The sequence below is a fragment of the Methylobacterium oryzae genome, assembly GCF_021398735.1.
Lineage (GTDB): Bacteria > Pseudomonadota > Alphaproteobacteria > Rhizobiales > Beijerinckiaceae > Methylobacterium.
Genome location: NZ_CP090349.1, coordinates 5,188,736 through 5,210,238, shown reverse-complemented (window position 1 = coordinate 5,210,238; position 21,503 = coordinate 5,188,736). Strand labels below are relative to the sequence as shown.

Sequence of the window (21,503 nt, the reverse complement as noted above, 5' to 3'; positions counted from 1 at the left end):
CCGGCTCGGCTGCCGGCACTCTCTACAACAGAAACGCGCCCGCGGGCCCGCCAAGGCGTCACACCGGCCCTCGCGGGATTGCCCCGGGCGCGGCGCCGTCCCATGGATGCAGACGATCCCTTCCGCGCACACCGAACACGCCCGTGACCCAGCCGACATCCGAGCCGGCGCGCCCGCCGATCCGCTTCCGCGGCCGCTCCTTCATGGCCACCGTCCTGGCGCCGATCCCCCCGGTCGCCGACTGGTTCGGCGACCTCGACGCCCTCAACCGCCGTGCCCCGAACTTCTTCGCCGGCCGGCCGGTGATCCTCGACCTGTCCGGATTGCAGCTCAACCGCGAGGATCTCGACGGTCTGCTCGCCGAGCTGGCCGCCCGCAACATCCCGATCCTGGGGATCGAGGGCGCGGCGCCGTCGCTCCTGGATTCCGCGACCCCGCCGGCCCTGTCGGGCGGACGGCCCGCGGGGGAGGTCGCCGCCCCGGACGAGTCGGCTGCGGACGCGCCCGCGCCGGCCGAGCCGCAGGCCCGGGAGACGGTGCGGTCGCTGATCCTCGACGCGCCCGTGCGCTCCGGCCAGACCGTGCTGCACCTCGAGGGCGACGTCACGGTGCTGGGCGCCGTGGCGTCGGGCGCCGAGGTCATCGCGGGCGGCTCGATCCACGTCTACGGCGCCCTGCGCGGCCGCGCGATCGCGGGCGCGGCCGGCAACCCGACGGCGCGGATCTGGTGCCGGCGGTTCGAGCCGGAGCTGGTCGCGATCGACGGTCTCTACCGCGCCGCCGACGACCTCGACCCGGCCTTCCGGGGGCAGGCCGTGGAGGTGCGGCTGCTGGAGGACGCGATCAAGCTGAACCTGTTCGAGCGAGGTTGAGAGGCTTCGCAGCTCCGGCGTTCAGGCCGTCGGTTAACGGCCTTTCAGCCCGCGCAGAACCCACGGAGACCGGGGCCGAGCCCCCCGCGACGCGCGCCCGAGGGCGTGAGACCATCCTCCGCTGCCCCGATACAAGGATCCCGGCAGAATTTGCCGACCGGATCAGAAACTTAACCCTTCGGTAACCATACCCGCCGTCAATGGTCCGGTAAGGACTCTTAACGGGCGGACATGAGCGACACCCTCCCCGAGCCGATCGACCCGGAGACCGCCACAGCGGCGGCTCCTTCCGCGCCCCGGCCGCTCAGCCTGCGCGGGCGGGCCTTCAAGGCCCTGGCCCTCTCCCCCGAGCCGCCGCTCCCCGAGTGGCTCGCGGGCCTCGACGCGGCGCTCAAGCGCTCGCCGACCCTGCTGAAAGGCCGGGCCGTCATCCTGGACTGCGCCCAGCTCAAGCCCGAGCCGGACGCGCTCGAGACGCTCATGAACGAGCTCAAGGCCCGCGGCATCGCGGTCCTGGGCATCGAGGGGGCCGACGCGGTGGTGGACGGCCTGCCGCCGCTGCTGGTCAAGGGGCACCCGTCCGAGACGATCGAGATCCCGAGCGTCCCGGCCGAGCCGGAGCCGCAGGTGGTCACCTCGATCACCGTCGAGGGCTCGGTCCGCTCCGGACAGAGCGTCATCAACCCGACCGGCGACGTGACCGTGATGGGGTCCGTCTCCTCCGGGGCCGAGATCCTGGCCGGCGGCTCGATCCACGTCTACGGCGCCCTGCGCGGTCGCGCGATCGCCGGAGCCGCGCGCAACCCGCGCGCACGAATCTACTGCCGCAAATTCGAACCCGAGTTGCTGGGGATCGACCGCCTCGTGCGGACGGCGGAGGACATGGGCACGGCCCTGCGCGGCAAGGCCGCCCAGGTCTGGCTCGATGGCGGCAACATCCGAATGGCAAGCCTGGATTAAGGGAGATCGACGCGTGGCAAAGGTTCTCGTCGTCACATCGGGCAAGGGCGGCGTCGGCAAGACGACGACGACCGCGGCCCTCGGAGCGGCCCTGGCCCAGGGCGGGCAGAGCGTGTGCGTCGTCGACTTCGACGTCGGCCTGCGCAACCTCGACCTCGTCATGGGCGCCGAGCGCCGGGTCGTCTACGACCTCATCAACGTGGTCAACGGCGACGCCAAGCTCCCGCAGGCGCTGATCAAGGACAAGCGGCTCGAGACCCTGCACCTGCTGCCGGCCTCGCAGACCCGCGACAAGGACGCGCTCACCGATGAGGGCGTGGCCCGGGTGATGGACGAGCTGCGCGCGAAGTTCGACTGGGTGATCTGCGATTCCCCCGCCGGCATCGAGCGCGGCGCCCAGCTCGCCATGCACCACGCCGACGTGGCGGTGGTCGTGACCAACCCCGAGGTCTCCTCGGTGCGCGACTCCGACCGGATCATCGGCCTCCTCGATTCCAAGACCGCCAAGGCAGAGAAGGGCGAGGACATCGAGAAGCACCTGATCCTCACCCGCTACGACCCGATGCGGGCCGACCGCGGCGACATGCTCAAGACCGAGGACGTGCTCGACATCCTGTCGATCCCGCTGCTCGCGATCATCCCGGAGAGCCAGGAGGTGCTGCGCGCCTCGAACCTCGGCTGCCCGGTGACGCTGAACAACCCGCTCTGCGCCCCGGCGCGGGCCTATGCCGACGCGGCCCGCCGGCTCAAGGGCGAGTCCGTGCCGATGAGCCTGCCGGTCGAGCGCAAGTCCTTCCTCGACAAGCTGTTCATGCGGAGGGCGGCGTGAGCATCCTGGGACTGTTCCAGAAGCGCAGCTCCGGCGCGGTCGCCCGCGACCGCCTGCAGCTGATCCTCGCCCACGAGCGCGCGGAGTCGGGTCGCCCCGACCTCGTGATCCAGCTCCGGGAGGAGATCCTGGCGGTGATCGCCAACCACGTCGCGGTGGAGCCCGACAAGGTGAAGGTCACCCTGGAGCGCGGCGAGGGTGTCTCGACCCTCGGCCTCGACATCGAGCTGCCGCTCGGTGCCTCGGGCAAGCTCGACGCCAAGCTGGCCGCGAAGCTCGCCGAGGTCGCCGCCAAGAAGGGGGCCGTCAAGCCGGCCTCCTCCAAGAAGGCCGCTTGAGCCGGGCGGGGAGCGTCCCCGCCGGCACGGAGATCCACGCGCCGCGCCCGGTCCGCCGGGTGCGGCTTCGTCGTTCCTTCCACGAACTCCGGTCCCGACTCTCGACCGGGCGCCCCGTCGCGCCATCTCGGAAACCCGGGGGAGGCCGATGAGAGGATCGCCATGCCGAGCGCCACGACGGACGACGGGATACGGCTCCACTACGAGGAGAGCGGCCAGGGGACGCCGCTGATCTTCGTCCACGAGTTCGCCGGCGATCACCGCAGCTACGAGGCGCAGCTGCGCCATTTCGGCCGGCGCTACCGCGCGGTCGCGTTCAACGCCCGGGGCTACCCGCCCTCCGACGTGCCGGAGTCCGTCACGGCCTACGCGCAGGCGCGCGCGGCCGACGACATCCTGGCCATCCTCGACCATCTCGGCGCGCCGAAGGCCCACGTCGCCGGCATCTCCATGGGTGCCTTCGCGACCCTGCATTTCGGCCTGCGGCACCCCGACCGGGCGCTGTCGCTGTGCCTCGGCGGCTGCGGCTACGGCGCGGAGCCGGAGCGGCAGGCGCTGTTCCGCGCCGAGGCGGACGCGACCGCCGCGATGCTCCTCCGCGACGGCATGGCGGCCTTCGCGGAGCGCTACGCCGTCGGGCCGACGCGGGTGCAGTTCGAGACCAAGGACCCGCGCGGGCACGCCGAGTTCAGGCGGATGCTCGCCGAGCATTCGGCCCTCGGCTCGGCCAACACCCAGGCCGGCGTGCAGAAGGGGCGGCCGTCGCTCTACGATCTCACGGACGAGCTGGGGCGCATGACCGTCCCGACCCTGATCGTCGCCGGCGACGAGGACTGGCCTTGCCTCGCCCCGAGCCTGATGCTCAAGCGGGTCATCCCCTCCGCCGCCCTCGCCATGCTGCCCAATACCGGCCACGCCCTCTCGGTCGAGGAGCCCGACGCCTACAACCGCCTGCTGGACGACTTCCTGGCGCAGGTGGAGAGCGGCCGCTGGCCGATGCGCGACCCGCGGGCGATCTCGGCGACGATCACCGGGATCAGGGGCTGAACGGCGCGCGGGGAATCAGCCGGAAGCGCGCTGGGCGATCGGGCTGGGTCGTTACGACCGCCTGGGGCAGCACCGGCTCGCGCTCGTCGAGCACCAGCCGGAACCGCTGGAGCACCCGCGCCAGGGAGAGGACGGCCTCGCTCAGGGCGAACTGCGCGCCGATGCAGACCCGCGGGCCGGCCCCGAAGGGCAGGTAGGCGAAGCGCCGCGGGGCCTGGGCGCCGGGCAGGAAGCGGCCCGGATCGAACGCGTCCGGGTCCGGCCAGAGCGACCGGTGGCGGTGCAGCACCCAGGGGCTCACCATGACGATGTCGCTCGCCTTGACCGCGTGGCCCGCCACTGTGTCCGGGCCCAGCGCCCGCCGGACGACCACGAAGGCCGCCGGGTACAGGCGCAGGGTCTCGTCGATCACCGCGCGGGTGAGCGGCAGCCGCCCGTCGCTCTGGCAGCCGGTGGGGTCGGCGAGGTCGGCGGCCCGCGCCTCGGCGGCGACCCGCTCCTGCACCTCCGGGGCGAGGGCCAGCAGGTAGGCCGCCCAGAACAGCGTGCCGGCCGTGGTCTCGTGGCCCGCCAGGATCATGGTGGCGACCTGGTCGCGCAGCTCGTCGGGCGTGAAGGCGGCGCCGGTATCGGGATTGCGCGCGGCCGCGAGCAGGTCGAGCAAATCGCCCGAGCGGGACCTGTCCCCCTCGACCGCCCGGCGCGCCGCGATGATCCGGTCGAGGAACGGGATCCACCGGCGCCGGAACCGGCGGCGCGACCAGTCGAGGGGCACCGGCCAGCCCGGGGGGGTGACGATGTCGAGGAGGTGCGGCCGCCCCATCCGCTCGGCGTACTCGGCGATGAACTGGCGCAGCTCGGCGCCGTGCTGGTCCATCCCCACCGAGAACATGGCGCGCCCGGCGATCTCGAGGGCGAGCCGATAGAAGGACGTGAACAGGTCGACCGGCCCCGCCGCGGCCTCGGCGGCGATGCGCTCCATCCCGTCGGTCACGGCGGCGGCGATGTGGGGCACGAGGCCGTCGATCGCCCGCGGAGTGAAGGCCGGCGCCAGGGTGCGTCGCTGGTGCCGCCACGCCGAGCCCTCGCTGATCAGGAGCCCGTCGCCGAGGATCGGGCGCAGGATGCGGGTCGTCCCGGTGGTGCGCGCGTAGTTCGCCTGATTCTCGACGAGCACCCGGCGGATCGCCTCGGGGTCGTTCAGCACGAAGCTCGACCGCCCGAGCAGGCCCCGGCGGGTGACCGGCTCCTCGAAGGCGCGCCGGGGGAAGCCCGCGAGCGCGTTGTCGCGGATCGACCGCAGGTAGGCGGGCAGCGGCAGCTCGCGCTCGGGCGGGGCGCGGTGCGGCGGCACCACGCGCGGCGTCCCGGCGAGGCTCGGGATCGTCCGGTCCGGGGTCGCGGTGGCGTCCGAGAATGTTGGCATGGGGTGCCATCCTGTGCCGGAGACGGGCAGCCCTGTAAACCGCCGGCCGCGCCCCGCGCGGACCGGTCACGCTTACGTCATTCCGCCGCCGCGCGCAGGCGCGCTTCGGCACTCCGGTCGGCACTCTGGATCGGCAGGCGCGCGGGGAACCGGGCCGGGTCGGATTCCGGCGACAGGCTCGCCACGAGGCTCGCCCGGGGCAGGGCGGTCTCGGTCACGTCGAGCAGCGTGTCGACGCCCCGCTCCAGGTGCTCGTCCACCCGGTCGACCACGAGAATCTCCGGCTCGCGCAGGATCGCCCGCGCGAGGCCGACCCGCACCCGCACGCGCTCGGCGAGCGCCTGCCCGCGGTTGCCGACCTCCTTCTCGAGGCCGCGCCGCTGGATCGGCCGCTCCAGGTCGAACTCCCGGAACACCGCGCGGGCCTCCTTCTGGATCAGCGCCTCGCCGTGCATCCGCGCCGTGTCGATGCGGCCGAACAGCAGGTTGTCGAGGACGGTGCTGCGCGGGTTGATCCGGTTCGGGTCGTAGGATTCGACGTCGCAGCCGTCGTCGCCGTGCATGAAGCCCTGCACGACCGCCCGCGCGCCGACCATGCGCTTGGCCAGGGTCTCGTCGAGCAGCCCGAAGCGCATCCGCGGCTCGACATAGGCGAGGGCCAGCGCCAGGAAGGCCACGCTGTCGGTCTCGCTCAGCCGCCCGTCCTCGGGCAGGCGCGCGAGCCGGCGCAGGTAGTCGGGCAGCGCGTCCGGGGTGATCAGCGAGAACCGCCGGAACAGCGGGTGGCCCGGCGGCACGTCGGCGAAGATGTCCTTGAGGTTGCTGGCGATGGCGACGCCCATCCGGTCGAGCTCGTCGAGGAGCTTCACCTTCTCCAGCGCGTCGCGGAACAGGGGAACGCCGGCGAGGCGGCGCGGATCCGTCAGCGTCGGGTCGCGGGGGACGCCGAACAGCAGGTTCTCCCCGACGGTGGCCTGCTCGTTGTAGTGGCCCCGGGCGAAGGGGATCACGAGGTCGGCGAGACCCTTCTGGGCGAAATGCTCGCGCAGGTGCTCCCGCGCCGCGATCATGCGCTGGCCCACCGGCGTGTCGTGGGCGACCGAACTCAGGGCGCCGAGCCCGAACCGGTAGAGCTCGTCGCCGAGGTCGAGCCGGCCGAGCAGGTCGAGCAGGCGCTCGTCGAGCTCGTCGGCATCCCGGACGCCGAGGCGCTTGAAGTCGATCCAGGGGTCCTCGACGCTGTCGCAGGGGTTGCCGGTCTTCACCGCCTCGTTGATCCGCGCCTTGCTGAGGTCGAGGCTCTTGGTGCGCAGCGGGTGCACGCGCAGCCCGTAGAGGACGTTGTCGCGCAGCGTCCCGGGGAACAGCACGGGCTGGACGCCCGCGTAGGCGATGCGCCGCGCGTGGTCGCGGCGCGGCAGCGTCGAGAGGTCGTGCTCGCCGATCCGGACCGTGCCCCCGGGCGGCGACTGGAGCCCGGCGAGCACGCGGACGAATTCCTGCGCGATCGCCCCGGGCGGGACCAGGGCGACCTGCCCGGGGAGGCGCACCTCCGCGTCGCCGACCTCGATCAGGGAGCCGCCCTGCGGATCGCGCAGCTGCAGGCCCTCCAGCCGCAGTGGCCCGCCGAGGCGGGGCGCCGCGCGCTCGGATTCGTGCTCGGCCGGCAGGAGGCGCTGCGGGCCGAAATGCGCCGCCACAGTCTCGTACTTGACCTCGACGTCGAGGCGCTGCTGGTCCCAGTCGATCAGCTCCTTGAGGGGCGGCGGCAGGTCGCGGTAGGCGGCCAGGACCGCCACGAGCTGGCCGATGTCGAGCTGGCCCTTCAGGGCGAAGTAGCCGCCGATCGCGTAGAACAGGAACGGTGTCACCTGCGCGAGCAGGTTGTTGAGATATTTGACCGCGAACTTGCGGCGGTAGATCCGCAGGCGCAGGTCGTAGAGCCGGTAGAGGCGGCCGCCGATCTCCGCGCGTTCCCAGCGGCCGGTGTCGTTCAGCGTCACCGCCTGCAGGCCGTCGAGCACCTCGGCGACGCGCCCGGCCAGGGCGCGGGACGCGATCTGGCGCTGGCGGCTGAGACGGATGATCTCCCGCCGCAGCCGCGGGATCACGGTCATCTGCACGGCGACCATGCCGCCGGCCGCGATACCGAGCCAGATGTTCTGCATCATGATGAAGGCCAGCGCCGTCGCGGCCTGCGTGCCCAGGAACACCGGCACCACGATCGCGTCGCCGATGAAGGAGCCGATCGGCTCGACCTCGTCCCGGATGATCGTCGCGGTCTCGGAGGATTTCACCTCCCGCTGCGTCTCCGGGGAGAAGCGCAGCATCAGCGAGAACAGCTGGAACCGCAGGCGGCGCAGCATCCGCTCGCCGAGAATGCCCTTCTGGAGGTTGATCCAGAACTTGAACGCGCCGTTGATCAGGACGAGGCTGAGGAACAGCGTCGACAGGCTGAGCAGCAGCTCGAACCGGTCGAGCTGGAACCCCTCGAACAGGTGCGTCTTGCCGCCGCCCAGGAAGGCGGGCCACTCGACGGTGAGCTCGAGGAACGGCGCGGTCGCCTTGCCGTGCGCGTAGGCCTTCCCCGTGATCGCGTCGTTGACGATGCGCTTCGGCAGGTCGAGCGAGGCGAAATAGAACGGGAGCGACGCCAGCACGACGGCGCAGATCCGGAGCTGCGCGACCTTGGAGTAGCGCCAGATATACGGGAACAGCCGCGGCTCAAGCGCGCGCATCGTGTCCTTCCGACGAAAGCCCGCCCTGGCGGCCCGACGGCCGAATCGCCGCAGCCGGACGCCTGATCCTGGTCGATACGCTACCCGAGGGATCCGGTTTCATCCAATACAGCCCGATAGGCGCGGATTCCCGCCGGCCGCGGTGTCATCGCGCCGTCATATAGGGCACTCGGCGCCGGATCCCGACGCCGATCTTCCCCCAGCAATCCCGGTCACGCGAGGCCCCCATGACTTCAGCGGCCTTGCCCAAGCGCGCGCGTCCTTATATTGCGACGCAACCACCACGACTCCGTACCTGAACCGGCGCGGACGGCCGCGCCGCGCGGCCGCCAGGGAGCCGGCACAACCCGTTTCGGGCCGCCATGAAACTGCGCAACATCGCCATCATCGCTCACGTCGACCACGGCAAGACGACCCTCGTCGACAAGCTGCTGGCCCAGTCCGGCACCTTCCGCGAGAATCAGCGGGTCGAGGAGCGGGCGATGGACTCGAACGACCTCGAGAAGGAGCGTGGCATCACGATCCTCGCCAAGGCGACCTCGGTCGTCTGGAAGGACACCCGCGTCAACATCGTCGACACCCCCGGCCACGCCGATTTCGGCGGTGAAGTCGAGCGTATCCTGTCGATGGTCGACGGCGTGATCGTGCTGGTGGACGCCGCCGAGGGGCCGATGCCCCAGACCAAGTTCGTGGTCGGCAAGGCGCTCAAGATCGGCCTGCGCCCGATCGTGGCGATCAACAAGGTCGACCGTCCGGACGCGCGGATCAACGAGGTCGTGAACGAGGTGTTCGACCTGTTCGCCGCCCTCGACGCCACCGACGAGCAGCTCGACTTCCCGATCCTCTACGGGTCGGGCCGCAACGGCTGGATGGCCGACAGCCCGGACGCGGACCCGTCGGTCGGCCTCGAGCCGCTGTTCGACCTCGTGCTCAAGCACGTGCCGCCGGCCCGGACCGAGGAGGGGCCGTTCCGGATGCTCGGCACCCTGCTCGAGGCCAACCCGTTCCTCGGCCGCATCATCACCGGCCGGATCGCCGCGGGCTCGGTGAAGCCGAACCAGCAGATCAAGGTGCTCGACCGTCACGGCAAGGTCGTCGAGACCGGCCGCGTGTCGAAGATCCTCGCCTTCCGCGGCCTGGAGCGCGCGCCGATCGACATCGGCGAGGCGGGCGACATCGTGTCGATCGCCGGTCTGATCAAGGGCACCGTCGCCGACACCTTCTGCGACCCGCAGGTCGAGACCCCGATCCAGGCGCAGCCGATCGACCCGCCGACCGTGACGATGTCGTTCATCGTCAACGACAGCCCGCTCGCCGGCACCGAGGGCGACAAGGTCACGAGCCGCATGATCCGCGACCGCCTGTTCAAGGAGGCCGAGGGCAACGTCACGCTCAAGATCGAGGAGGCGGCCGACAAGGACAGCTTCTACGTCTCGGGCCGCGGCGAGCTGCAGCTCTCGATCCTGATCGAGACCATGCGCCGCGAGGGCTTCGAGATCGCCGTGTCGCGGCCGCGGGTCGTGTACGAGCGCGACGAGGCCGGCGGCCTGCTGGAGCCGATCGAGGAGGTCGTGATCGACGTCGACGAGGAGCATTCCGGCGTCGTCGTCCAGAAGATGTCCGAGCGGAAGGCCGAGATGCTGGAGATGCGGCCGTCGGGCGGCAACCGCCTGCGCCTCGTGTTCCATGCCCCGACCCGCGGCCTGATCGGCTACCAGGGCGAGCTGCTCACCGACACCCGCGGCACCGCGATCATGAACCGGCTGTTCAAGGCGTACGAGCCCTACAAGGGCGAGATGCCGGGCCGGCGCAACGGCGTGCTGATCTCCAACGACCAGGGTGAGGCCGTGGCCTACGCCATGTGGAACCTGGAGGACCGCGGCCCGATGATGATCGAGCCGGGCTGGAAGGTGTACCAGGGCATGATCGTCGGCGAGCACAACCGCGAGAACGATCTCGAGGTGAACGTGCTCAAGGGCAAGAAGCTCACCAACATCCGCACCACGTCGAAGGACGAGGCCGTGCGCCTCACCCCGCCGATCCGGATGACCCTGGAGCGCTCGCTGGCCTGGATCCAGGACGACGAGCTCGTCGAGGTGACGCCGAAGTCGATCCGCCTGCGCAAGGCGATCCTCGACCCGAACGACCGCAAGCGGGCCGAGCGGTCGAAGGAGAATGCCGCCTGAGGCGCGCGACCGTCACCGAACGTGAACGACCGGCAACCGGGCGCTCAGGCCCGGTTGCTGATGTGGCCCTTATTCCTGGCCGCTCTCGGACCCATCGAACCCTTATGCCGGGGGCAATACTTCGATGGGGCGGACCCGAGAGGCCCGCGTGAACCCCGTGACACCGATGCCCGTCGCGCTGAACCCGCTTCCGTCGCTCGCGCAGGCCGCCGCCGCGCCGCCCTCATACCTCGTCGGCCAGGACGGCGAGGGTCACTGGGTCGCCGTCGAGACCGGTGGGCGTGCCGGAGGCATCTTCCGCAGCCGCCAGGACGCGATCCGCTACGCCAGCGTCGAGACCGGCTGCCGTCCCGGTGACGTCCCGCTGGCTTCCGGGCCGATCCCCTTCCGTCTCTCCTGAGCCGCGCGTCGCCGCGCGGGGGATGCCGCCGCGGCGGCATCCCGGTCGCGTCAGCTGCCCCCGGGATCGGTCTCGTCGTTCTGCGTTCCGCCGGCGGGCGTCCCCTGGCCGGGCTTGCCCTCCGTCTTCTCGTTCGGGTCCTTGACCGCGTCGGGGGCGACGTTCTTCGGCTTGTCCGGCTGCGCGCCGGTCTCGCGACGCTCGGTCATTCCCGATTCTCCCGCTCCGCCCGGTAGTGCCCGCCCGCGACCTTCGTGTCGGCGGCCGGACCCCGCGAGGCCTTCTGGTCCGAGTGGCCGCCCGAGGAGCCGCCGACCGCCGGCGGCGCGCGCCCGGGCTCTCCGGCCGCGCCCCATCCCTCCTTCGGTTCGGTCCGCGGCGCCTCGCCGGAGCCCATGTCGGTGATCGCCGCCTGATCGGCCGTCTGATGGCCGCCCCCGGCGGGCGGGCTCCCGCGCGAACCGACCTTGTCGTCGGGCTTGCGGGTGACCGTGCCGGATTCGCTCGTCGGCCTGACCATCAGCGCTTCCCGTCGTCCTGGCCGACGGCGGCGGTGGCGCGGTCGATCGCCTCGCCGAGATCCGTGTCGGACCGCGCCTTGTCCTCCATCTGGCCGAGCTTCTCGCGCGGCGTCTCAGTCTTCGCGGCCACCGGGGCCTCGGCCCCCTCCCGCGCGGGTCGTCCGGTCTGGTCTGTCATGGCTCGCCTCTCTTCCTCTTCGGGGGACAACGGAGGCGGCCGATGAGGGTTGCGCGGACCGGGCGACCGGAGGCGGTCGGTTCAGGTCTCCGGCCCGACGATCCGGGGCAGGACGGCCTGCATGAGGCGCCGCGCCGCATCCTCCGCGGCCCCGCGATCCGATGCCCGGGCCTCGATCGTCAGCAGATCGCCGTCCCGGAGGATGACCGCGGTGGCACCCGCGCCGCCGTCCAGCGCGTACACGCTCAACCAGCCGATCGCCGGGCCGGCGGGCAGGGCCGAGAGCCGGCAATCCGGATTGCGCCGCACGCAGAGCGCCTCGAGCGCCGCGAGGGTCGTCCTGCCGGAGCGGACCCGGGCCTCGGTCCCGTCCGTCAGGCGCCCGATCCGCAGCTCGATCGCCGGGGTGCCCGCGCAGGCGGCGCAGTGCAGGCCGAGACGTTGGGCCTCCGCCTGCGCGGTGGCTGCCGGTCCCAGCGCCAGTCTGGCGGCCTCGGCCAGCCCGGTCAGGTCGTGGACCGCGAAGCCCAGGGCCATCGCCGACTGAGCCCAGAGGCCGAACACGAGAAGCAGGAGGCCGCGCATGAGAGAATCGCTGTCCGTTCGCCGATCGGCGTTAGCGGAGAGTTTTTCTGGCGTCCAGGCACGGGAGATCGCAGTGTTGATCCGAAATTTTCGCCCAAAACTCAGTATTGTGCTGCGAATAAATTTTAAAAGAGACAGATACTGATCAAGGAAAAATAATTGTATGACTGTGATAAAATGAAAAATTCCGTGGGTCGCGACGATCGTGTCCGTCCCCGGCGGACCGGAAGCGCGCGCGGATCCACATCGCCGCGATCCGCCCCGGTGCGATTCGATCGGTGCTCCGTAGGGGAGCGGCCCGAAGGCCGCTCCGATGGCCGGTTCAGCCGATCCCGTCGAACAGCGCCGAGGAGATGTAGCGCTCGGCGAACGAGCAGGCGACCGTCACGATCCGCTTGCCCTGGAACTCGGGGCGCTTGGCCAGCTCCAGCGCCGCCGCGACGTTGCCGCCGGTGGAGATGCCGCCGGGGATGCCCTCCAGCCGGGCGAGCGCCCGGGAGGTCTCGAACGCGGCCTGGTTGGTGACCTTCAGGACGCCGTCGAGGATGCTCGTGTGCAGGTTGTCGGGGATGAACCCAGCGCCGATGCCCTGGATCTTGTGCGGGCCGGGCTGGCCGCCGGAGATCACCGGGCTGTCCTCCGGCTCCACCGCGAAGACCTTCAGGTTCGGCAGGCGCGGCTTCAGCACCTCGCCGACGCCCGTCACGGTGCCGCCGGTGCCGACGCCGGCCACGAACGCGTCGAGCTGGCCGCCCGTGTCGCTCCAGATCTCCTCGGCGGTGGTCTTCCGGTGGATCTCGGGGTTGGCCGGGTTGGAGAATTGCTGCGGCATTACCGAGCCCGGGATCTCCTTCAGGAGCTCCTCGGCCTTGGCGATCGCGCCCTTCATGCCCTGCGCGCCCGGCGTGAGCGCCAGCTCCGCGCCCAGGAAGGCGAGCATCTTGCGCCGCTCCAGCGACATCGTCTCGGGCATCACCAAGATGAGCCGGTAGCCGCGGGCCGCCGCCGTGAAGGCGAGGGCGATGCCGGTGTTGCCCGAGGTCGGCTCGACCAGCGTGCCGCCGGGCTGGAGCTTCCCGGAGGCCTCCAGGGCGTCGATCATGTTGACGCCGATGCGGTCCTTCACGCTCGCGATCGGGTTGAAGAACTCGAGCTTCAGCAGGATCTCGGCGTCGACGCCGTGCTCCTTGGGCAGCCGGTTCAGGCGCACCAGAGGGGTGTTGCCGATCGTCTCGGTGATCGAGCCGTAGACACGGCCGTGGCCGACCTTCGCCGGTGCGTTGAGGGTATCGGCCATCGCGGAACTCCTGCTCGTGGTGACGGATCGGACAGATGTCGTATCCGGGAGAGGCCCCGCCAAGGGATCGCCCTCGCGTGGGGAGGCTTGACCGGCCCGGACGGGAGGCTGCGATATCGCGTTGCCGCGGCCGGAGCAATCGGGCTAAGTGCCGTTGCCGAAAGTTCTTTCCGGAATTGGGCGAACTTTCGCGGCGGGGTGGAAGACCTTTATTGAGCGGCCCGTTCCTGATGGAATTCTATTCTCCTGCCCGTCCGGCCGCGGCCGGCGCTGCCCGACCATCCTGCCCGACGGGCGGACGGGGCCTCCCTCTTCGGCCGACTCGTCGGGCCGCTCTTCTGGCGGGCCTCGGGCTGGTCCTGGCGCGGCCGGCGCGCGCCGCCGAGGCGCTCCGCGTCGTGCTCGCCACCGCGACGCCGGGGGGCGGCTTCCCGGCCTTCGGGGAGGCCTTCGCCGGCGCGGTCGCAGCCGCGGACCCGGCCCTGACCGTCGAGCGGCGCGCCACCGGCGGGTCGTCCGAGAATGTCGGCCTCCTCCGCGCCGGCCGCGTCGATCTCGGCCTCGTGCAGGGCGAGTACGCCTACCCGGCCCTCGCCGAGGGCGGCGGCCTGACCGTCCTGGCGCCGATGTACCCGACGCCGGGCCTGTTCGTGGTGCCGGCGGCCAGCGCGATCCGCTCGGTGGCGGACCTGCGCGGGCGCAGGGTCGTGCTCGGCACGCACAAGTCCGGGCTGACCGTCATGGGCCGCAGCGTCCTCGGCGCCTCGGGCCTCGATCCCGAGCGCGACATCAGCCCGATCCTCCTCGACCGGGCCGGCGACGGCCCGGCCCTGGTGCGGGAGGGCCGCGCCGACGCGCTCTGGGGCGGCGGCCTCGATTGGCCGGGCTTCCACGCGCTGGCCGCGGATCCGGGCGGGGCCCGCTTCTTCGGACCGTCCGAGGCGGCCATCGCGCGCCTCGCGCAGCCCGGCGCGGCGACGCGGCGCCTCACGGTTCCGGCCGGCAGCTTCGCCGGGCAGGCGGAGCCGATCGCGACGGTGGGGTCCTGGAGCTTCGTGATCGCGCGGCCCGGTCTCGACGAGGAGACGGCCTACCGGATCGTCCGGGCGCTGGCGCGGACGGAACTCACCGAAGCGCAGCCGAGGAACCTCGTCGGCCTCGTCCCGGCGGACCGGGTCAATCCCGGGACCGCCCGCGTCCTCCGCGAAGCCGGCGTGACGCTGCGCTGACGGCGCGGCGGCTCAGCGGAACGAGGCGACGCGGCGATCGCGCTTCCGCTCGGCGGCGGGCTGGTAGGCGATCTCGGCGTGGTGGGTGCAGTACGGCAGGCCGGTGATGGAGCGGGCGCCGCAGAAGCGGAATTCCGGCGTCGTCGGGTCGCCGAGGGGCCAGCGGCACATGGATTCCCGGAGGTCCATGATGGTGACGCGCTCCGACACCGCGAGGGCCACGGGCGCGGGCGCCGCGGCCGGCGCGGGCGCCGGGAAGTCCGGGGCCGGACGGTGGGCCAGGATCGCGACCGGCTCGGGCGCCTGCGTCTCGACCACCGCGATGGCGGTCTCGATCTCGACCGTCTTCGACGGCGGGACGGCGGTGGCGGCTTCCTCGCCGCCGCGGGCGCGACCGGCCAGACCCAGGCGGTGGACCTTGCCGATCACCGCGTTGCGGGTGACGCCGCCGAGTTGCGCCGCGATCTTGCTGGCGCTCTGCCCGTCTTCCCACAGGCGGCGCAGCAGCGCCACGCGATCGTCCGTCCAGCCGAGACCCGCTTCCATCATCCCCTCCGCCCCCTGCGGCTCGGCCGCGTTCCCGAAGGCCAGTCCGCGTCTTCCAAGCCGACAGGAGCCGTTATCCCGGCCGACCGTGTCGCCGCGCAGACCGCGCCCCCGCGCACCGGCTGCCGCATCGCGTGCGACACCCTGTCTCGCCAGGCCACGGGGGAACCCTAGCGCGGCGCTCGCGAACGTTGCAAGGGCGGGCGGTCGCCGGTCACGGGCCGCCGCGACGCCTGTCCACCGGCAATGACCCGGGCCGGCCCGGGTCGGCCGGGTCCGGCGCGATCCTGCGCGGCCCCGGCGCGGTCCCGCCGGTGTCCGGTACGGCGCCGCACCGTCCGGGCCGCCGGCCGCAGCGGCCACGCTTGCGCCCCGATCGCGTGGGATCGTGACCCCACCGCAACAGCGCGGCCTTATCGTTCCTCCGAAGCCGGCTAAGACGGAACAGGCGATACGGCCAAGCTCGTTCCGTGTGGCAGAGTGGGCGCGTTTCGCGGTTCGAGGAAGTGACGATGGGTGTTCGTCAGGTCAGCCTGCGCATGGCGGTGGCGTTCGGGCTGGCGGGTCAGGTCGCGGCCTGCGGCAGCGTTCCGCGGACCCCCTACAGTGCCGAGCAGGCGGCCTTCGCCACCGTGCCGGGCATCCCCGGCGCGCGCGTCTTCGCGGACGCGTCGGTGGACACGATCGCGGCGCTCGCCGCCAATCCGGAGCGGCGCCTCAAGGGCTTCACCTACCTGGCCCTGTCGGGCGGCGGCGGCGACGGCGCCTACGGGGCGGGCGTGCTCAACGGCTGGACGGCGTCCGGCAAGCGGCCCGAATTCACCCTGGTCTCCGGCGTCTCGACGGGCGCGCTGATCGCGCCCTTCGCCTTCCTGGGCCCGGCCTACGACCCCTACCTGACCGAGTTCTACACGAGCGGCGTCGCCAGCGAGCTGGTGGCCTCGCCGAACCTGGCCAACGTGCTGTTCGGCTCGGGCCTGTTCGGCGACGGGCGCCTGCGCAACCTCATCGACCGCTACGTCACGGACGATCTCCTCAAGGCCGTGGCCGAGGAGCACGCGAAGGGCCGGCGCCTGCTGGTCGTCACGACGAACCTCGATTCCCAGCGCGCGGTGATCTGGAACATGGGCGCCATCGCGGCGAGCGGGGTGCCCAACGCCCGCCAGCTGTTCCGCGACGTGCTGGCGGCCTCGGCCAGCATCCCGGCGGTGTTCCCGCCCCAGTTCATCGACGTCTCGGCCGGCGACGCGCGCTTCCAGGAGATGCATGTCGACGGCTCGGTGGTGACCCCCGTCTTCACCCTGCCGCAGACCCTGCTGCTGCGCGACGGGCGGATCCGCACCGGCGGCAAGGCCGAGATCTACGTGGTGATCAACGGCCGCCTGGAGCCGGAATTCGAGGTGACGAAGGACAACACGCTCTCGATCGTCGAGCGCTCCTTCACCACAGCGAGCCGCGCCCGCTCCCGCGCGACGCTGACGGCGACCTACGCGCTGGCCCGCACCAACGGCATCGGCTTCAATCTCACCTACATTGACGAGAACGGCCCCAAGGCGTCCGCCGCGAAGGGCTTCGACACCGCCTACATGCGGGCCCTGTACGAGGCCGGTTACGAGAAGGGCCGGACCGGCACCTTCTGGCAGCACTCGATCCCGGCGGCGCCGGTGCTCAAGGCGACCGCCAGCGCCGTCGCGAACTGACCGCCTAACGGTCCGCCGCGCGCCCGGCTCGGGCGCGCGGCGAATGGCGCGGGCGGACGGCGCGCCTACTTGCCCAGGATCTTCGTCACGAGGCGGCCGAGCGGCGTCGCCGTGCTGGCGTTCCGGTCGTCCCGGTCGACGGGGCGGTTCTCGTTGCCGAGGATCTTGGTGACGATGCGTCCGATCAGGTTCATGGGTCGGCCCTCCGGTATCGCGCCCAAATGGCGCAGCTTCCCCAACAACGGGTCAGGCGCGGGCCGCGTTCCAGCCCGGCGCCCGATCGGGCGCCTCAGACCTGCATCAGGCGGATGTTGTTGGTGTTGCCCGCCGTGTGGAACGGGATGCCGGCGGTGACCACGATGACGTCGTTCGGCCGCGCGAAGCCCTCGTCCTGGGCGTGGTGGCAGGCCTTCGAGGTCATCTCCTCGTAGCTGTCGACGTCCTCCGTCAGGACGCTGTGCGCCCCCCAGAGCAGGCTCAGCCGCCGCGAGGTCGCGACGTTGGGGGTCAGGGCCAGGATCGAGGCCGCGGGCCGCTTGCGCGCGACCCGGGCGGCCGTCGTCCCGCTCGCCGTGTAGGCGACGATGGCCGCGGCGCGCACCGCCTCGGCGAGGTCGGCCGTGGCGGTGGCCACGGCGTGAGGCGGCGTCTCCTCCTCACCCGGCTCCGAGGCCGCGACGATCGAGTGGTAGAGCTTGTGGCCCTCCACGCTCCGGATGATCCGGTCCATCATCGCCACCGCCTCGACCGGGTAGCGGCCGGTCGCGGATTCCGCCGAGAGCATCACGGCGTCGGCGCCGTCGTAGATGGCGGTGGCGACGTCCGACGCCTCCGCCCGGGTGGGCGCGGGCGCATTGACCATCGAGTCGAGCATCTGGGTCGCCACCACGACGGGCTTCACGGCGAGCCGGCAGGCCCGGATCAGCTCCTTCTGCCGCCCCGGCACGTCCTCGTGCGGGATCTCGACGCCGAGATCGCCGCGGGCGACCATCACGGCGTCGGAGAGCCGGATGATGTCGTCGATCCGCTCCAGCGCCTGCGGCTTCTCGATCTTCGACATGATGCCGGCGCGATCGCCGATGATCCCCCGCGCCTCGATGACGTCGGACGGCTTCTGGACGAACGACAGGGCGACCCAGTCGACGCCGAGATCGAGCCCGAAGGCGAGATCCGCCCGGTCCTTCTCGGTCAGCGGCGACAGGTCCAGCAGCGTGCCCGGCAGATTCACGCCCTTGCGGTTCGAGATCGGACCGCCGGTGACGACCTCGGCGGTGATGGAGGTCCGCTCGGGTCCGGTGACCCGCACCCGCACCCGGCCGTCGTCGATGAGGAGTTCCTGGCCCGGCACGACGGCGTCGAAGATTTCCGGGTGGTGCAGCGGGATCGCCTGCTTGTCGCCGTCGGCGCCCTCGAGGACGAAGCGCACCGTCTCGCCGGCCTGGAGATCGAGCCGTCCGCCCTGGAGCGTGCCGATGCGGATCTTCGGCCCCTGGAGATCTTGCAGGATGCCGATCGGCCGGCCGACTTCCTTCTCGAGGGCGCGGATGGCCGCGTGGACCTTGGCGTGATCCGCCTGGAGGCCGTGGCTGAAATTGAGCCGGAACGTGTCGACGCCGGCGAGGAACAGGGCGCGGAGCTGGTCCGGGGCGGAGCTGGCGGGACCGACGGTGGCGACGATCTTGGCGTGGCGGTGACGGCGCATGCGGGTCTCGGCCTCCTGAGGCTGCCTCTGGGAATCGAGCCGGGCGCTCGGTCGCGCCGACGGCGCTCACATCGGTCCGCGACGGCCCCGCGGCGAGGCCTCGCGGCGCCCGGCAGGCGATTTTTCGCGCGGCTGGCCGATTCGGCAGGGGGCTATCTGGCCGCCTCCCGGGCGATCCCGGCAAGCCCGGCGTCGAACACGCCCGTGATGTCGGCGACGGCGTCGGCATCGCTCATGCCCTCGGCGTCGAAGGTCGCGCTCCAGATCACCGTGGAGCCCGCGCCGTCGCGACGGACCGCCAGCGTCGCGTTGTAGGCGCGCACCGGCAGGGGCCCCTGGATGAAGCTGTAGCTGTAGCTCATGCCGGTCTCGTCGCGCGCGGTCTCGACCTCGGCGATCGTGCCCTTGCCGCCCTTCACCACGAGGCCGCGGATCTGCGCGCGGATGCCGTCATCCTCGTCCTCGCCCGACAGGATGCAGCGCTGGACCTGCGGGTGCCAGTTCTGGATCGCGCAGAAATCGCCGACCAGCGCCCAGACCGCGGCGGGCGGAGCCGGGATGTCGCGGCTGCGGGTGACCTCCAGGGCGCTGGCCGGTCCGGCGGCCAAGAGGGCCGCGCCGATCGCCGTCAGGTAAGCGGGATGCATCACGGGTCGGTCTCCGGGCCGCCGGGCTGATGTGACGCGACTTGGGGCGCCGCCCGGCCGCGGCGAGCCCCGGGGCCGCGACGGACCGCGTCTCGAAGGTGTCGCTGACGGCGCGGTATGCTACGCCGCGCCCGTCAGGATCACCGGAGATGCCCATGGACGATCGCGCCGCGCCGAAGCGGCCCGCGCCCCGGAGCGGCGCCGCGCGCGCGGTCCTGGCGACCGGCGCCGCACTCGTCATCGGCGCGGCCGTGCCGTCGCTCGCCGCGGGGCCGGACCCGTCGCCGCCGGCCGCGCCGCAGGCCTTCGAGGCCTGCCGGGCCGACCTGATCGCCTGGGTCACGGCCCGCGCCGTGCCGCAGGGCCTCGCCGAGGCGCAGCTCGCCCACCTCATGCCCGACCCGGACGTGGTCGCCGCGACCCAGAGCCAGGGCGAGTTCGTCCGGCCGATCTGGGACTACATCGAGGCCAGCGTCACGCCGGCCCGCGTCGAGGCCGGTCTGCGCAAGCTCGCCGAGCACGCCGACACGCTCGCGGCCATCGAGGCCAAGTACGGGGTCGACCGCCACATCCTGGTGGCATTCTGGGGCGTCGAATCGAGCTACGGCGCCGTGCTCGACAACCCGGCGGTGGTGAAGCCGGTCGTCCGCTCGCTCGCGACGCTCGGCTGCAGCGATCCCGCCCGGGCGACCTACTGGCGCGACGAGCTGGCGGCGGCGCTCCAAATCCTGGCCTGGAACCAGGCGCCCCTCGACCGGATGCCGGCGGGGCTGACCGGATCCTGGGCCGGCGCCATGGGGCACACGCAGTTCATGCCCAGCGTCTACCAGCGCGAGGCGGTCGATTTCGACGGCGACGGCCGGCGCGACATCTGGACCTCGGTGCCGGACGCCCTCGCGTCAACGGCGAACTACCTGCGCAGCCACGGCTGGAAGCCCGGCGCGGGATGGGGCAGCGAGGCGGTTCTGCCCGAGACCTTCGACGCGGCGCTCGCCGACGAGACGACGGTCCGCACCGTCGCGGCGTGGCGGGCGCTCGGCGTGAGGCCCGCCCGCGACCGCGCCCTGCCGGACACGGCCGAGGCGACCCTGATCCTGCCCGCCGGGATCCGCGGCCCCGCCTTCCTGCTGCAGCCGAACTTCGCGGTGATCCTCCGCTACAACACGGCGCTCGCCTACGCGCTGACCGTCGCGCTCCTGTCGGACCGCCTGCGCGGCGACCCGGGCCTGGTGCACGACTGGCCACGGGGCGACCGGCCCCTCACCGGCGACGAGCGGCGCGACCTGCAGACCCGCCTGACGGAGCGCGGCTTCGCCACCGGCGGGGTCGACGGCAAGATCGGCCCGAAGACGCGGGCGGCGCTGCGCGCCTTCCAGGGGTCGGTCGGCCTGCCGCCGGACGGTTACGCCGACGCCGCGCTGCTGGACCGGGTCCGGGCCGCGCCCTGACGGACGCTCACGCCAGGAAGGCGGGCTCGTCCCGGGCGAGCACCCGCTTGACGCTCTCCAGGTGGAGGCGGGCGCTCTCGGCGCGCCCGGCCGCCTCCTGGGCCGCCACGCGCTTCACGATCGCCTCGGGCACGGCCTTGAGCGCGCGCCCCGTGCTCATGGCCAGGACCTGCGCCTGTGCGGCGCGCTCCAGGTAGTAGAGGTCGTCCCAGGCCTCCGCGATCGTCTCGCCCAGTACCATCACGCCGTGGTTCTTCAGGAACACGACGTCCGCCTCGCCGGCGCTCTCGGCGATCCGCCGGCCCTCGGACGAATCGAGCGCGAGACCGTTGTAATCCTCGTCCACCGCGATCCGGCCGTAGAAGCGCAGCGCCGTCTGGCCCGCCCACACCAGGGGCTCGCCCTCCAGCATGGCCAGGGCCGTGGAATAGGGCATGTGGGTGTGGAACGCGGCCCGGGCGCGGGGCTTCAGCCGGTGCAGCTCGGCGTGGATGTGGAAGGCGGTGGCCTCGGGCTGGCCGTCGCCCTCGAGGACGTTGCCGTGGAAGTCGCAGAGAAGCAGGCTCGACGCGGTGACCTCCGCGAAGGCGAGGCCGTAGGGATTGACCAGGAACAGGTCGGGCCGCTCCGGCAGCACCGCCGAGAAATGGTTGCAGATGCCCTCTTCCAGGCCGTTGCGCGCGGCCCAGCGCAGGCAGGCGGCGAGGTCGATCCGGGCGCGGCGCACGCTATCGGCGTTCAGGGGCTCGTTGCTGCGGGCGGGCGGGGTTCCCGGGGCGGTAACGGCGTGCGCCATGCGTGCGGGCTTTCCTGTGTCGGGGTTCGGGCCGGGGACTCGACCGGTCCCGCACTCT

Annotated in this window: 22 protein-coding genes; 10 read left to right on the top strand and 12 right to left on the bottom strand. The window is 72.2% G+C overall.

Annotated elements, in window-relative coordinates; all coding sequences use genetic code 11:
* Positions 1 to 203: 203 nt before the first annotated feature.
* The 5 genes from minC (LXM90_RS24905) to LXM90_RS24885 all read left to right on the top strand — a co-directional run bounded on the left by minC (LXM90_RS24905) (position 204) and on the right by LXM90_RS24885 (position 4,046).
* A complete protein-coding gene (minC, locus tag LXM90_RS24905) occupies positions 204 to 872 on the top strand; it encodes a septum site-determining protein MinC (protein ID WP_042672281.1) in 669 nt (222 codons plus the stop codon).
* Between the two features lie 231 nt (positions 873 to 1,103).
* Complete coding sequence (minC, locus tag LXM90_RS24900; RefSeq protein ID WP_020093045.1) at positions 1,104 to 1,832, top strand: septum site-determining protein MinC; 729 nt, start codon at positions 1,104 to 1,106, stop codon at positions 1,830 to 1,832.
* 13 nt (positions 1,833 to 1,845) lie between these two features.
* Positions 1,846 to 2,661, top strand: coding sequence for a septum site-determining protein MinD (gene minD, locus LXM90_RS24895; protein WP_020093046.1), 816 nt, complete (start codon positions 1,846 to 1,848; stop codon positions 2,659 to 2,661).
* Positions 2,658 to 2,999, top strand: coding sequence for a cell division topological specificity factor MinE (gene minE, locus LXM90_RS24890; RefSeq protein ID WP_020093047.1), 342 nt, complete (start codon positions 2,658 to 2,660; stop codon positions 2,997 to 2,999). Before minD ends, minE begins: the two co-directional genes overlap by 4 nt.
* A 162-nt stretch (positions 3,000 to 3,161) precedes the next feature.
* Complete coding sequence (locus tag LXM90_RS24885) at positions 3,162 to 4,046, top strand: alpha/beta fold hydrolase (RefSeq protein WP_020093048.1); 885 nt, start codon at positions 3,162 to 3,164, stop codon at positions 4,044 to 4,046.
* On the opposite strand, the gene LXM90_RS24880 is transcribed toward LXM90_RS24885, so the two are convergent.
* Positions 4,036 to 5,472, bottom strand: coding sequence for a cytochrome P450 (locus tag LXM90_RS24880; protein ID WP_020093049.1), 1,437 nt, complete (start codon positions 5,470 to 5,472; stop codon positions 4,036 to 4,038). The genes LXM90_RS24885 and LXM90_RS24880 overlap by 11 nt on opposite strands.
* 77 nt (positions 5,473 to 5,549) lie before the next feature.
* On the bottom strand, positions 5,550 to 8,210 hold the full coding sequence (locus LXM90_RS24875; protein WP_020093050.1) for an ABC transporter ATP-binding protein: 2,661 nt from the start codon (positions 8,208 to 8,210) through the stop codon (positions 5,550 to 5,552).
* 362 nt (positions 8,211 to 8,572) lie between these two features.
* Here LXM90_RS24875 and typA point away from each other — a divergent pair, with 362 nt between their 5' ends.
* Both typA and LXM90_RS24865 read left to right on the top strand, forming a co-directional pair.
* Complete coding sequence (gene typA, locus LXM90_RS24870) at positions 8,573 to 10,396, top strand: translational GTPase TypA (protein WP_020093051.1); 1,824 nt, start codon at positions 8,573 to 8,575, stop codon at positions 10,394 to 10,396.
* A gap of 148 nt (positions 10,397 to 10,544) precedes the next feature.
* Positions 10,545 to 10,796 (top strand): RAG2 PHD domain containing protein, encoded by a 252-nt coding sequence (locus tag LXM90_RS24865; protein WP_419149839.1) that lies wholly within the window; start codon positions 10,545 to 10,547, stop codon positions 10,794 to 10,796.
* Positions 10,797 to 10,846: 50 nt separating this feature from the next.
* On the opposite strand, the gene LXM90_RS24860 is transcribed toward LXM90_RS24865, so the two are convergent.
* From LXM90_RS24860 to cysK, 5 genes are all read right to left on the bottom strand, one after another.
* On the bottom strand, positions 10,847 to 11,005 hold the full coding sequence (locus LXM90_RS24860) for a hypothetical protein (protein WP_020093053.1): 159 nt from the start codon (positions 11,003 to 11,005) through the stop codon (positions 10,847 to 10,849).
* A complete protein-coding gene (locus tag LXM90_RS24855) occupies positions 11,002 to 11,316 on the bottom strand; it encodes a hypothetical protein (protein WP_020093054.1) in 315 nt (104 codons plus the stop codon). Before LXM90_RS24855 ends, LXM90_RS24860 begins: the two co-directional genes overlap by 4 nt.
* Positions 11,316 to 11,495, bottom strand: coding sequence for a hypothetical protein (locus tag LXM90_RS24850; protein WP_020093055.1), 180 nt, complete (start codon positions 11,493 to 11,495; stop codon positions 11,316 to 11,318). The genes LXM90_RS24855 and LXM90_RS24850 overlap by 1 nt, the downstream gene beginning before the upstream one ends.
* 81 nt (positions 11,496 to 11,576) lie before the next feature.
* Positions 11,577 to 12,080 (bottom strand): hypothetical protein, encoded by a 504-nt coding sequence (locus tag LXM90_RS24845; protein WP_020093056.1) that lies wholly within the window; start codon positions 12,078 to 12,080, stop codon positions 11,577 to 11,579.
* Between the two features lie 322 nt (positions 12,081 to 12,402).
* The gene (gene cysK / locus LXM90_RS24840) at positions 12,403 to 13,377 is read right to left on the bottom strand and encodes a cysteine synthase A (RefSeq protein ID WP_020093057.1); all 975 of its coding nucleotides are present in this window, start codon (positions 13,375 to 13,377) and stop codon (positions 12,403 to 12,405) included.
* A gap of 230 nt (positions 13,378 to 13,607) precedes the next feature.
* On the opposite strand from cysK, the gene LXM90_RS24835 reads away from it, so the two are divergent.
* Positions 13,608 to 14,606, top strand: a complete 999-nt coding sequence (locus tag LXM90_RS24835) for a TAXI family TRAP transporter solute-binding subunit (protein ID WP_026604913.1) — start codon at positions 13,608 to 13,610, stop codon at positions 14,604 to 14,606.
* 12 nt (positions 14,607 to 14,618) lie between these two features.
* Here LXM90_RS24835 and LXM90_RS24830 read toward each other — a convergent pair whose 3' ends face one another.
* Entirely contained in the window at positions 14,619 to 15,155 is a 537-nt protein-coding gene (locus LXM90_RS24830) for a GcrA family cell cycle regulator (protein ID WP_026604914.1), read from the bottom strand.
* 509 nt (positions 15,156 to 15,664) lie between these two features.
* On the opposite strand from LXM90_RS24830, the gene LXM90_RS24825 reads away from it, so the two are divergent.
* Complete coding sequence (locus LXM90_RS24825; protein ID WP_026604915.1) at positions 15,665 to 16,852, top strand: patatin-like phospholipase family protein; 1,188 nt, start codon at positions 15,665 to 15,667, stop codon at positions 16,850 to 16,852.
* Between the two features lie 65 nt (positions 16,853 to 16,917).
* Here LXM90_RS24825 and LXM90_RS24820 read toward each other — a convergent pair whose 3' ends face one another.
* The 3 genes from LXM90_RS24820 to LXM90_RS24810 form a co-directional block, all read right to left on the bottom strand.
* Positions 16,918 to 17,046, bottom strand: coding sequence for a hypothetical protein (locus LXM90_RS24820; RefSeq protein ID WP_012320301.1), 129 nt, complete (start codon positions 17,044 to 17,046; stop codon positions 16,918 to 16,920).
* A gap of 95 nt (positions 17,047 to 17,141) precedes the next feature.
* Positions 17,142 to 18,554 (bottom strand): pyruvate kinase, encoded by a 1,413-nt coding sequence (pyk, locus tag LXM90_RS24815; RefSeq protein ID WP_020093061.1) that lies wholly within the window; start codon positions 18,552 to 18,554, stop codon positions 17,142 to 17,144.
* Between the two features lie 152 nt (positions 18,555 to 18,706).
* Positions 18,707 to 19,201 carry an SRPBCC family protein gene (locus LXM90_RS24810; RefSeq protein ID WP_020093062.1) on the bottom strand — a complete coding sequence of 165 codons (495 nt, stop codon included), beginning with the start codon at positions 19,199 to 19,201 and terminating at the stop codon, positions 18,707 to 18,709.
* Between the two features lie 155 nt (positions 19,202 to 19,356).
* Between LXM90_RS24810 and LXM90_RS24805 the strand changes: the two genes are divergently transcribed.
* Positions 19,357 to 20,649 (top strand): lytic murein transglycosylase, encoded by a 1,293-nt coding sequence (locus LXM90_RS24805; protein ID WP_020093063.1) that lies wholly within the window; start codon positions 19,357 to 19,359, stop codon positions 20,647 to 20,649.
* Between the two features lie 7 nt (positions 20,650 to 20,656).
* Here the strand turns inward: LXM90_RS24805 and LXM90_RS24800 are convergent, their stop codons facing one another.
* Positions 20,657 to 21,445, bottom strand: coding sequence for an aldolase (locus LXM90_RS24800; RefSeq protein ID WP_020093064.1), 789 nt, complete (start codon positions 21,443 to 21,445; stop codon positions 20,657 to 20,659).
* Positions 21,446 to 21,503 lie beyond the last annotated feature (58 nt).